The sequence below is a fragment of the Moraxella nasovis genome (assembly GCF_022701215.1).
Lineage (GTDB): Bacteria > Pseudomonadota > Gammaproteobacteria > Pseudomonadales > Moraxellaceae > Moraxella > Moraxella nasovis.
Genome location: NZ_CP089976.1, coordinates 881,184 through 894,008, shown reverse-complemented (window position 1 = coordinate 894,008; position 12,825 = coordinate 881,184). Strand labels below are relative to the sequence as shown.

At 42.8% G+C, this 12,825-nt stretch carries 9 protein-coding genes and 2 rRNA genes; 10 read left to right on the top strand and 1 reads right to left on the bottom strand.

Annotation, left to right across the window (positions count from 1 at the left end):
- The first annotated feature begins 252 nt into the window (after positions 1 to 252).
- The 10 genes from LU293_RS04485 to LU293_RS04440 all read left to right on the top strand — a co-directional run bounded on the left by LU293_RS04485 (position 253) and on the right by LU293_RS04440 (position 12,649).
- Positions 253 to 3,118 (top strand): 23S ribosomal RNA (locus tag LU293_RS04485).
- Positions 3,119 to 3,240: 122 nt separating this feature from the next.
- Positions 3,241 to 3,354 (top strand): 5S ribosomal RNA (gene rrf, locus LU293_RS04480).
- Between the two features lie 129 nt (positions 3,355 to 3,483).
- Complete coding sequence (lepA, locus tag LU293_RS04475; RefSeq protein WP_242749318.1) at positions 3,484 to 5,283, top strand: translation elongation factor 4; 1,800 nt, start codon at positions 3,484 to 3,486, stop codon at positions 5,281 to 5,283.
- A 35-nt stretch (positions 5,284 to 5,318) separates the two neighbouring features.
- Complete coding sequence (lepB, locus tag LU293_RS04470) at positions 5,319 to 6,197, top strand: signal peptidase I (RefSeq protein WP_242749311.1); 879 nt, start codon at positions 5,319 to 5,321, stop codon at positions 6,195 to 6,197.
- An 11-nt stretch (positions 6,198 to 6,208) separates the two neighbouring features.
- Positions 6,209 to 6,973 carry a ribonuclease III gene (gene rnc, locus LU293_RS04465; protein WP_242749309.1) on the top strand — a complete coding sequence of 255 codons (765 nt, stop codon included), beginning with the start codon at positions 6,209 to 6,211 and terminating at the stop codon, positions 6,971 to 6,973.
- Positions 6,974 to 6,979: 6 nt separating this feature from the next.
- Positions 6,980 to 7,972 (top strand): GTPase Era, encoded by a 993-nt coding sequence (gene era, locus LU293_RS04460; RefSeq protein ID WP_242749294.1) that lies wholly within the window; start codon positions 6,980 to 6,982, stop codon positions 7,970 to 7,972.
- 13 nt (positions 7,973 to 7,985) lie between these two features.
- Entirely contained in the window at positions 7,986 to 8,708 is a 723-nt protein-coding gene (gene recO / locus LU293_RS04455; protein ID WP_242749292.1) for a DNA repair protein RecO, read from the top strand.
- 33 nt (positions 8,709 to 8,741) lie between these two features.
- On the top strand, positions 8,742 to 9,494 hold the full coding sequence (locus LU293_RS04450) for a pyridoxine 5'-phosphate synthase (protein ID WP_242749290.1): 753 nt from the start codon (positions 8,742 to 8,744) through the stop codon (positions 9,492 to 9,494).
- 228 nt (positions 9,495 to 9,722) lie between these two features.
- Positions 9,723 to 10,982: an OmpA family protein gene (locus LU293_RS04445; protein ID WP_242749288.1), complete on the top strand. Its 1,260-nt coding sequence runs from the start codon at positions 9,723 to 9,725 to the stop codon at positions 10,980 to 10,982.
- A gap of 461 nt (positions 10,983 to 11,443) precedes the next feature.
- Positions 11,444 to 12,649, top strand: a complete 1,206-nt coding sequence (locus LU293_RS04440; protein ID WP_242749286.1) for a tyrosine-type recombinase/integrase — start codon at positions 11,444 to 11,446, stop codon at positions 12,647 to 12,649.
- Here the strand turns inward: LU293_RS04440 and LU293_RS04435 are convergent.
- Positions 12,633 to 12,824, bottom strand: coding sequence for a helix-turn-helix domain-containing protein (locus LU293_RS04435; RefSeq protein ID WP_242749284.1), 192 nt, complete (start codon positions 12,822 to 12,824; stop codon positions 12,633 to 12,635). The genes LU293_RS04440 and LU293_RS04435 overlap by 17 nt on opposite strands.
- Between the last annotated feature and the right edge of the window lies 1 nt (position 12,825).

Here is a 12,825-nt window from a genome sequence, read left to right as displayed (position 1 = left end):
AGCATACATAAGCAATTTAAATAAGATTTCTTATTTATGCTTTAACTTTATAAACTGACGAAGTTTATATCATTATTTAACAACATATTATGAGTCTGGGTTAATTATTTATTCCAACAAATAATTAACCATGGTGATTATACCCAATATAATCACCTAAAAGTAAAGAGAACTGAATCAAGCGTAAACATAGGTAAATCGTTACAATCATTCTCATACATCACAAGTAAGTAAAACTACTTGGGGTTGTATGGTCAAGTAATGAAGTGCACATGGTGGATGCCTTGGCAGTCAGAGGCGATGAAAGACGTGATAGCCTGCGATAAGCGTCGGTGAGGTGGCAATATCCTGTGACCCGGCGATTTCTGAATGGGGAAACCCACTTATCATAAGATAGGTATTCTATCCTTTGGATAGAAGGCAAACCGGGAGAAGTGAAACATCTCAGTACCCCGAGGAAAAGACATCAATAGAGATTCCGTAAGTAGCGGCGAGCGAACACGGAGGAGCCGATCAAATTTACAGTAGCAAAATGGCGTGGGAAAGCCAACCATAGTAGGTGATAGTCCTGTATGCGAAACTGTTTATACGACATATTAAGTAGGGCGAGACACGTGAAATCTTGTCTGAAGATGGGGGGACCATCCTCCAAGGCTAAATACTCCTGACTGACCGATAGTGAACCAGTACCGTGAGGGAAAGGCGAAAAGAACCCCTGTTAGGGGAGTGAAATAGAACCTGAAACCGTGTGCATACAAGCAGTCGGAGCTGAATAATTTATTATTTGGTGACGGCGTACCTTTTGTATAATGGGTCAGCGACTTATATTCTGTAGCAAGCTTAACCGTTTAGGGGAGGCGTAGGGAAACCGAGTCTTAATAGGGCGACTTAAGTTGCAGGGTATAGACCCGAAACCGAGTGATCTATCCATGAGCAGGTTGAAAGTGCCGTAACAGGCACCGGAGGACCGAACCCACTGTCGTTGAAAAGCCAGGGGATGACTTGTGGATAGGGGTGAAAGGCTAATCAAACTCGGTGATAGCTGGTTCTCCCCGAAAGCTATTTAGGTAGCGCCTCGGACGAACACCATTGGGGGTAGAGCACTGTTTCGGCTAGGGGGTCATACCGACTTACCAAACCGATGCAAACTCCGAATACCGATGAGTGATATCCGGGAGACAGACGGCGGGTGCTAACGTCCGTCGTCAAGAGGGAAACAACCCAGACCGCCAGCTAAGGCCCCAAATTCCTAGTTAAGTGGGAAACGATGTGGGAAGGCACAGACAGCTAGGAGGTTGGCTTAGAAGCAGCCACCCTTTAAAGAAAGCGTAATAGCTCACTAGTCGAGTCGGCCTGCGCGGAAGATGTAACGGGGCTCAAACTAGGAGCCGAAGCTGCGGATTTAATTGTTTCAATTAAGTGGTAGGGGAGCGTTGTGTAAGCCTGTGAAGGTGACCTGTAAGGGTTGCTGGAGGTATCACAAGAGCGAATGCTGACGTGAGTAACGACAAAACGGGTGAAAAGCCCGTTCGCCGGAAGACCAAGGGTTCCAGTCCAACGTTAATCGGGGCTGGGTGAGTCGACCCCTAAGGCGAGGCCGAAAGGCGTAGTCGATGGGAAATTGGTTAATATTCCAATACTTGTTTATGATGCGATGGAGGGACGGAGAAGGTTATGTCAGCCTGGCGTTGGTTGTCCAGGTGAAAGGATGTAGGTAGGTTTAGTAGGCAAATCCGCTAGACTATTACTGAGATCTGACAGCAAGCCAATTTATTGGCGAAGTGGCAAATACCATGCTTCCAGGAAAAGCTTCTAAGCGATAGTCTTAAACAAATCGTACCCGAAACCGACACAGGTGGTCAGGTAGAGAATACCAAGGCGCTTGAGAGAACTCTGCTGAAGGAACTAGGCAAAATGGTACCGTAACTTCGGGAGAAGGTACGCTGCTGATGGTGATAAGACTTGCTCTTTGAGCTATTGGCAGTCGCAGATACCAGGCTGCTGCAACTGTTTATTAAAAACACAGCACTCTGCAAACACGAAAGTGGACGTATAGGGTGTGATGCCTGCCCGGTGCTGGAAGGTTAATTGATGGGGTTAGCGTAAGCGAAGCTCTTGATCGAAGCCCCAGTAAACGGCGGCCGTAACTATAACGGTCCTAAGGTAGCGAAATTCCTTGTCGGGTAAGTTCCGACCTGCACGAATGGCATAATGATGGCAGCGCTGTCTCCAGCAGAGACTCAGTGAAATCGAAATCGCAGTGAAGATGCTGTGTACCCGCGGCTAGACGGAAAGACCCCGTGAACCTTTACTACAGCTTTACATTGAACTTTGACCTAACTTGTGTAGGATAGGTGGGAGGCTTTGAAGTGTGAACGCCAGTTTGCATGGAGCCAACCTTGAAATACCACCCTGGTTATGTTGGGGTTCTAACTTAGATGTAACAACATCAAGGACAATGTATGGTGGGTAGTTTGACTGGGGCGGTCTCCTCCTAAAGAGTAACGGAGGAGTACGAAGGTGCGCTCAGAACGGTCGGAAATCGTTCAAAGAGTATAAAGGCAAAAGCGCGCTTAACTGCGAGACCCACAAGTCGAGCAGGTACGAAAGTAGGTCTTAGTGATCCGGTGGTTCTGTATGGAAGGGCCATCGCTCAACGGATAAAAGGTACTCTGGGGATAACAGGCTGATACCGCCCAAGAGTTCATATCGACGGCGGTGTTTGGCACCTCGATGTCGGCTCATCTCATCCTGGGGCTGAAGCAGGTCCCAAGGGTATGGCTGTTCGCCATTTAAAGAGGTACGCGAGCTGGGTTTAGAACGTCGTGAGACAGTTCGGTCCCTATCTACCGTGGGCGTTGGAAATTTGAGAGGATCTGCTCCTAGTACGAGAGGACCAGAGTGGACGAACCTCTGGTGTTCCGGTTGTTTCGCCAGAAGCATTGCCGGGTAGCTACGTTCGGATGGGATAACCGCTGAAAGCATCTAAGCGGGAAGCCCACCTCAAGATAAGATTTCCCTAAAGAGCCGTTGTAGACTACGACGTTGATAGGTTGGGTGTGGAAGCATGGTGACATGTGTAGCTAACCAATACTAATTGCTCGTTTGGCTTGACCATACAACACCCAAGTGGTTTTGTATGATTAAAGTGTAAAGATTTTACCTAACAAGCTTGATAAAGAATATATCTTGAAGTAAATTTAATAAAAACAGACTCATAATCGTTGTTAATCCTTTTACGCTGACGACAATAGCAAGATGGAACCACCTGATCCCTTCCCGAACTCAGAAGTGAAACGTCTTAGCGCCGATGGTAGTGTGGTTCGCCCATGTGAGAGTAGGTCATCGTCAGCACCCTTATTTAAGACCCCCGCAAATGCGGGGGTTTTTGTTTTGGGAGAGGGGTGAAAGGTGAAAAAGGGCTATCATTTAGGGGGAAAGGTTGGTAGAATAGGGAGTTTGTTTAATGTATGAAGTGTGATTATGACTGATCTTGCTAATATCCGTAACTTTTCTATTATTGCTCATATTGACCATGGTAAATCAACCCTAGCGGACCGCTTTATCCAGGTATGTGGCGGTTTGTCTGATCGAGAAATGCAAGCTCAGGTGCTAGATAGTATGGATATTGAGCGTGAGCGAGGTATCACCATTAAGGCTCAGTCAGTTACTCTGTATTATACACACCCTAACGGTCAGAAATATCAGCTGAATTTTATTGATACGCCAGGACATGTAGATTTTAGCTATGAAGTTTCTCGTAGCTTGGCAGCTTGTGAGGGTGCATTACTTGTCGTGGATGCCGCCCAAGGTGTAGAAGCCCAAAGCGTGGCGAACTGTTATACTGCGGTAGAACAAGGGCTTGAGGTGTTGCCTGTCTTAAATAAGATTGATTTGCCTCAGGTTGAGCCTGAACGAGTGATTGAAGAAATTGAAGACATTATTGGCATTGAGGCGATTAATGCTCCTAGAGTTTCGGCAAAAACAGGTATAGGTATTGACGAGTTGCTACAAGCATTAGTTGAGACCATACCAGCACCACAAGGCGATCGTGATGCACCGCTTCAAGCTTTAATTATTGATAGTTGGTTTGATAACTATTTGGGTGTGGTCTCATTAGTTCGTGTACGAGAAGGGCGAGTAAACACTGGTGATCGTATTTTTGTCAAATCAACAGGTGAAAGCCATCTTGTAACAAGTATTGGTGTGTTCACGCCAAAACCTGTTAATACAAACAGCTTACAAGCAGGTGAAGTGGGCTTTGTGATTGCGGGCATTAAAGATATTGCTGGTGCACCTGTCGGCGATACTATCACGTTGGCTAAGACGCCTGAAGTGCCAAGTATTAAAGGCTTTAAAAAGGTAACACCTCAGGTTTATGCAGGTATGTTCCCTGTGGATTCATCTGATTTTGAAAAATTTCGTGAAGCCTTACAAAAATTACAAATTAACGATTCTGCCTTATTTTTTGAGCCAGACACATCTGATGCTTTGGGTTTTGGATTTCGTTGTGGGTTTTTGGGAATGCTGCATATGGAGATTATCCAAGAGCGTCTCGAGCGTGAATATGACTTAGATCTAATCACCACTGCACCAAGTGTTATTTATGAGATTGTCAAAAAAGGAGGCGGTATTGTCTATGTGGATAATCCATCCAAACTTCCTGATGTCGGGGTAATTGACGAATTCCGTGAGCCAATCGCTCGTTGCCATATTTTGGTACCCCAAGAATATTTGGGTAATGTAATCACACTTGCTATTGAGCGACGTGGTGTGCAGGTGGATATGAAATTTATGGCTCGTCAAGTTCAAGTGGTATTTGATATTCCGATGGGTGAGGTAGTGATGGACTTTTTTGACCGATTAAAATCTGCATCCCGTGGCTTTGCCTCTTTGGATTACGCATTTGAGCGTTATGAAGCAGACAGATTGGCTCGTGTTGATGTGCTAATTAATGGTGAGAAAGTAGATGCCTTGGCGATGATTTGTCATCAGGAGCATGCTCGTCGCCGTGGTGGGCAGCTGGTTGAGAAGATGAAAGAGCTTATTCCCCGACAGATGTTTGATGTGGCAATTCAAGCAGCGATCGGCAGTCAAATTATTGCCAGAAGCACGGTAAAAGCCATGCGTAAAGACGTTCTTGCTAAATGTTATGGTGGTGATGTGAGTCGTAAAAAGAAATTGCTAGAAAAACAAAAAGCAGGTAAAAAACGTATGAAGCAAGTTGGTAGTGTTGAGATTCCACAAGAAGCATTCTTAGCTGTGCTGAAAGTGGATAACTAACCAAATTGTAATACAGCAGATTTAAGGGGAAGTAAGTGGAATTTGATGTTAATTTAATCTTAGTACCAGTAACGTTGCTATTTTTAGCGGTTTGGCTGATTGATAAATTTAAACTCAAGCAGACAAAACGCACTACGCTTGTTCGTTGGTCGTATGAGTATCTGCCAATTTTAGCATTTTTGGTGGTGGTGCGTTCGTTTATTGTTGAACCATTTAACATTCCATCATCATCTATGGTGCCAACCCTGTACACAGGGGATTTCATTGCGGTGAACAAATCTGCTTATGGTGTGCGTTTACCCCTAATCCACACTAAGGTTTTAAATACAGGTGAGCCAGAGCGTGGCGATGTTGTGGTATTTCGTTATCCTGAAGTACCAAGTCGTTATTATATCAAGCGTATGATTGGTCTGCCTGGCGATATTATTGCGTTTGATAATGGCGTATTAAGTGTGAATGGCGAAAAAGTAACCACTGTATCAGCCATGTACGATATGCAGGATCGCTTTGTGGACACTATGATGCCAACCCAAATTGGCACTCAAGTATTAAGTGATGAAGAGCGTGCCAATTTTGGTCGCCAAGAAGAAAGCTATGCACGTTATTATCAAGAAACACAAGGTAATCATCAGCATTTGGTACGATATGTTGGTGATTTAAATGCTTCTCAGGCGGGTGACTTTTTAAATCAAGTTTCTCCAGAAGTAGCAACTTCTGGTGGTACTAAGTGGCATGTTACGGTACCTGATGGGCAGTATTTTGTGATGGGTGATAACCGTGATCGAAGTGAAGACTCTCGTTTTTGGGGTTTTGTACCAGAAAAGAATTTAGCAGGTAAGGCAACTTATATCTGGATGCATAAAGAGCCTGGACTAAATTTACCAAGCTTTGAACGCAATGGCAAAATTAATTAATTTGGAATAGCATGGAAATTCTAGATAATACGCAACATACATCTAAGAAAAAATCGTTAGAACAGCTGACTTATTTTGCCAATTTTGAGCAAGGTTTACCGATACTGTGCGATAAATTAGGCTATGTTTTTAAGGATCATAGCTTGCCAAGACAGGCGTTGACGCACCGTTCATACGATCCTAAAAACAGTTATGAGAGATTGGAGTTTTTGGGCGATGCTTTGCTTGGCATCATCATTGCTCAGACGCTTTTTACACGCTACCCAGATCATGATGAAGGCAAGCTGACCCGAATGCGAGCAACGCTTGTTCGTCAAGAAACATTGGTTCAAATCGCTGAAAAATTAGAGCTTTGTCGCCATCTTATTTTAGGCGTTGGTGAGCGTAAAGGGGGTGGTCGCCACCGTGCTTCAATCTTGGCAGACAGTGTTGAAGCACTTATTGCAGCAGTGTACCTAGATGCACAAGATAGATTTTTTGTGCGAGATTTGGTGCTTGAATGGTACGGTGATTTGCTTGATGGTATTGGCGAAGAAAAAATGCTAAAAGATGCCAAATCACGTTTGCAAGAGTGGCTACAGGGTAATCGTGTGCCATTGCCAACCTATGAGCTGGTAGAGATTGTAGGAAACGCTCCTAAGCAAACTTTTGTAGTAACCTGCCAAGTGTCGGTGGATGGGATAAGCCCCGTCACTGAAACGGGCGAATCTCGCCGCATTGCTGAGCAAAAATGTGCTGAACGCATGATTAATCAACTTAATAGATTAGGCAGTTAACTAAAAATGACAGATCAACACGACAACGAAACCGCCATCGCTTCTTTTTTTAATGAAAATCCTACGCCCATTACCATCAGCGATAAGTTTCGTGCAGGCTTTGTGGCGATTGTCGGTCGTCCAAACGTAGGTAAATCTACGCTAATGAATCATCTGCTTGGTCAAAAACTTTCTATCACCAGTCGTAAGCCACAGACCACACGCCATCGTATTCATGGGATTTTAACCGATTCTATTAAGCAAATCGTATTTGTGGATACGCCTGGCATTCACGCCAAAGAGGTCAAGGCAATTAACGAACGCATGAATAAAGCCGCCGTTTCTGCTTTATCAGATGTGGATTTGGTGTTGTTTGTGGTAGATAGCGTGCAGTGGCGCGAAGATGATCTGCTGACTTTAGAAAAGCTTGCCCAGACAAGCTTGCCTGTGGTACTCGTTATTAATAAAGCTGATACCATCAAGGATAAGGGTAAGTTGTTGCCTTTGATTGAAGAGTATAAGGACAGCTTTGACTTTGCAGATATTATCCCAGTGTCTGCACTGCGAGGGCATAACTTAGACGGACTTGAAAAGCTTATCACAAGTTATCTGCCAGTGCGTCCACCGATTTTTGATCCTGAGCAAATTACCGATCGCTCGGAGCGGTTTTTGGCAAGTGAGATTATCCGTGAAAAAATCATGCGTGCTTCTGGCGAAGAAGTACCTTATGATTTGACTGTTCAGATTGATGAGTTTAAAGACGAGCCTGCACACCAAGACCCTAAAACTGGCAAATGGCGTAAAGCGGTAACTTTCATTGACGCGACAATCTTTGTAGAACGAGCGGGTCAAAAAACCATCATTATCGGCGATAAAGGCAGCCGCATTAAGCAAGTGGGTATCGATGCACGTAAAGACATGGAGGCGTTGTTTGATCGTAAAATCATGCTGACCCTATGGGTGAAAGTCAAGCGTGGTTGGAGTGATGATGAGCGGGCGTTAAATAGCTTGGGTTATTAAAGACTAGACTAACGTGCGTAACGAGCCATTAACCGCCTATGTGCTACACACTCGTCCTTATCAAGAAAAAAGGGCGATTTATCAGTGCTTTAGTCAGGAATTTGGCATGGTACATGGCGTGGGTATGCGAGGCGTACCTTCTTTTGTGCCTGTTCGATTGTTCGCAAGTGGTCAAACAGCCTTAAAAAACTTCAGCCAAATCACAATTGATAGTGACAAAAATTCAACGCTTTTTCCTGTTCGTGGTCAAGCACAGTTTGCTTTGTTGTATCTGAACGAAATTTTATGTAAGCTTTTGGCACTGGAAAATGCCTGTCCTAAGCTTTGGCAAAGCTACCAAGACAGCATAAACGCTCTACAAGCACTTAGCCTGTCTCATTTGGACGATTCAAACACCCTAGGCATGAAGTGCATTTTACGTAAGTTTGAAAGAGCCTTATTTGATGAACTTGGGGCGATGATTGATTATGATGGTGATTATTTGGGCGAAACCCTTGCTCACAATGCCTATTATCAATTTATCCCAAATTCAGGCTTTACCAAAGTTGATACTTTTAAGAAAAATCAAAGTTATTTTTTAGGTGATACACTAAAACAAATGGGAAAATTTGGCATTAAAGATGAATTTTTGACGGAGTTTGGTCAAATTCATCGGCAATTACTTGATTTTTTATTAGACTTTAAGCCATTAAATAGTCGAAAGTTATGGCAAGCGTTTTATCGTTATCAACACTAACGACTGGCAGATGTTTTATCAATGGGGAAAATTATGAAAAAGTTACCAAGGCTTGGTGTAAATATTGACCACATTGCTACTTTGCGTAATGCTCGTGGCGTGGACTACCCTTGCCCAGTTCGCGGGGCTTGTGTCTGTGAGCAAGCTGGAGCTCAAGGCATTACGCTGCACTTAAGAGAAGATCGTCGCCATATTAAAGATAGCGATGTTTATGCCATTAAAGATGCCATTACGGTGCCTATGAACCTTGAGATGGCGGTTACTGATGAGATGCTTGCCATTGCTTGTGATGTCTGCCCAGAGTGGGTCTGTCTTGTGCCAGAAAAACGAACAGAAGTGACCACAGAGGGCGGGCTTGATGTGGTAAACTTGGTGCATATTGATGATTTTGTGGCAAAATTACAGTCCAAAGGTATTAAGGTGTCGTTGTTTATCGACCCAGACTTTGCCCAGATTGATAAGGCAATCTGTGTTGGTGCTGATGCAATCGAGCTGCATACGGGAGCTTATGCTAATTATGACTTGTTAGGCGATCACGATGCCACTCAGCATGAGCTTAACCGCATTATTGAGGCGGTCGGTTACTGCCAGCAATCGGCAGCCAAGCACAATCACACCATATTAATTAACGCAGGGCATGGATTGACCAGACGAAATGTTGCCAATATTGCCCAAATCGATGGTATTAACGAGCTAAACATTGGGCACGCTATTATCGCTGATAGTGTATTTATGGGGCTTACTGACGCGGTTAAAGCTATGAAAGATGCCTTTAAGATATGTTAAAAGATTATTTCTACAAGCTAAATGAAACATTGCCTTTGTGTAATATTGCATGGATTTTGTAAAAAAAGGGTTGTAAATTTTGTGTTTTTCCATTATTCTAAGCCCATCTATCTAAAATTGTGCATATTTTACTTTTACCGGCAATGGTATGGCATTTGACACAGCTTGATGGTAGAATGTTTTTGTACAAGTTTTAATGAAATCTAAACCATTCCTTGGAGGAATATTATGAAGTTAAACAAAATTGCTCTAGCAGTTTTTGCAACTGTAGCAACTGCTGCTTCTGCAGGCGTAACAGTAACTCCGCTAGTTGGTTACAACTATGTGGATGACAGTGCTGCAGCTAAACACCAACGTAAAACTTTTGAAGTAAATGTATCTGGATTGACCGATGAAGATGGCAAGTCAACCAAGGGTGTTGCTCTTGATAGCGGACTATATACTGGTGTAGCACTAGGCGTAGAGCTTACTCCATCTACTCAATTTCAAGTAGAATATGGCGTAACTGACGTTGACGCTTTTTCTTCAGAAAAAGACCATAAGAATGCAACTCTTCCAAAATTCTCTGGTAAGCAAGAAAACCTTTCTGGTAACTTCCTAGTAGGTACTGAGCAGTTCTCTGGCTATACTACTGGCAACCTTAAGCCATATGTACTAGTAGGTGCTGGTCAACAAAAAACTGAAGTGAAAAATGAGTCACGAAATAGTGATGCACTTGAATCTACTGATACCATCGGTAATTTAGGCTTTGGTGCTCGTTATCTAGTAAATGACGCACTTGCACTACGTGGTGAAGTTCGTGCAGAGCACAACTTTGATGAAAACTGGTGGAATGGTAAAGCTCTAGCAGGTCTAGAAGTAGCTCTAGGCGGTCGCCTAGCTCCAGCAGTACCAGTTGCTCCGATTGCTCAGCCAGTAGTTGAACCAGTTGCTCCTGTAGTTATTAAACAACCAGTTGTTGCTGTTATTGAAGAAACTGACAAAGACAGCGACCTAGACGGCGTATTTGATTCTGTTGATGCTTGCCCAGGTACTCCACGCAATGTCGTAGTAGATGCTCATGGCTGCCCATTGAAAGTTGATGTAACTACGCCACTACGCTTAGAGCTACGTGCTTACTTCGACCGTGATAAGTCTGACATCAAGCCTCAGTTCCGTGAAGACGTAGCAAAAGTTGCTCAAGCAATGCGCGAGTTCCCGAATGCTACTGCAACCATCGAAGGTCACGCATCTAAAGACAGCCCACGTTCAAGTGCAAAATACAACCAACGTCTGTCTGAAGCTCGTGCAAACGCTGTTAAGTCTATGTTAACTCGTGAGTTCAACATCGCTCCTAACCGTGTATCTGCAATCGGTTATGGCTTCGACCGCCCAATCGCACCAAACGACACTGCTGAAGGTCGTGCGATGAACCGTCGTGTATATGCAGTGATTTCTGGTGACAGAACTCAAACTGTAGAACAAACTAAAGATATGGTTGTACGTTAATTTTTAGTATAACTATGCTTAGTTCACAAAAAGCCGCCATTGTGCGGCTTTTTGTTATTTTATGCCTTATTTTTTTAATTCTTATTACCTAATAATTGTGTTATAATTAACGGTTTTCTACCGAATACTAGCCATAATATGTGGTGATTTATTCGCAAGCGATAAGCTTGATTCTTTTATGTTCTTAAGAACGCTATTTTTTACTGAGTTTTTTATGTCAAATTCTATCCAAAATCTACGCAATATCGCCATCATAGCTCACGTTAATCATCTATCATAAGACATAAAACGACATAGCAAGACAAAATCATAATAATAACAGTAGTTTAGCATAAAATTATCAAATAAATATAGACATAGTACGACACAATAAGACATAATAAGACACGATTTTTATGTACATAATTAAGTACATAATCGCCTAAAAAAAAATAATTTCATTTTATGTACAAAGGTGTCTTATGACTCTAACAGAATCGTGGCTAAAAGCAAATAACGGCAAGCACAGAGAGAAAGTAGAAGAGTTTGCTGACCGTGATGCGATGAGTGTTCGCATATCGCCAAAGGGAAAAATCGTTTTTCAGTTACGCTATCGTTTTGGCGGAAAGGCAAAAAGGCTAGACATAGGCACTTATCCGCTCATGACATTAAAGAAAGCTAGGGAGAGGGCAACAGAATACAGGGCGTTGTTGGACGAGAATAAAGACCCAAAATTTGAACTTACCAAAAATCAAGCAGTCAAAACGTTCAAAGAAATATTTGAGCTTTGGTATGATAACTATTGTATTAAGAATAAACAATCAGCAAGTCAAATTAAGCGTTCTATCGAGCGTCATGTTTACCCCAAATTTGGTTCTATGCCTGCGGATAAAATCACTTTACAGCACTGGCTTGATTTGATTGAGCCGATAGCTGAAAGCACGCCTGCGATGGCTTCACGCATTTTATTGAATGTAAAACAGACGTTGAAATGGGCGGTTAAACGTCAATACATTCCACACAATCCATTATCTGATATTTTCGCCCATGCGGACTTAGGTATTCGTAAGAATAAGAAAGAAAGGGTGTTAAGCGATGACGAGCTTGTACTGATTTTTGTAGCACTAAGAAAATCAAGAATAACGTTTAAAAATCGCTGTCTTGTTGAATTATGTCTGATGTTTGGCTGTCGCAAAGGAGAATTACTCAGAGCTAGCAAAAACGATTTTGATTTTGATAAAAAAGTTTGGACTGTGCCCGTTGAAAACAACAAAGTCGGTAAAAAAACAGGGCGTAAAATTATCCGACCGATATTGCCCGAGCAAGAAAAACTATTGTTGCAGTTGATTAAATTGAGCGAAATTGATTGCTTATTCCCACGAGAAGATAATACAGGCAGTGTTGGTGGAAATTCAAATTTGACATTACCAATCAATTTGAGACAGTTTATCAAGCGGTATCAAGGGGTTGAAATTCCAAACTGGTCAATGCACGATTTAAGACGCACAGCACGAACCAATTTTAGTAAATTTACGACAAGAGACGTGGCGGAAATTATGCTTGGTCATACGCTGGCAGGCGAGCAAGCAACGTATGACTACTATGATTATCTTGACGAGCAAAGGTTGGCGTATAGAAAGTGGATAGATAAAATAAACGAGCTTAAAGCTATTAGTGAGCTTCAATAGCGTTTTGCCACTTCATAATTTCACTAGCTTTGTATCTGTTTTCACGACCGAAGTTTTTATTTGGTTTTGGAAACTTAATACCACTCAAATGCTCTTTTTGCCATCTTAGTAGTGTGCGCGGACTAATTTTCATTAGCTCGCACACTTCTCTCGTCGTGTAAAATTGTTTATTCATA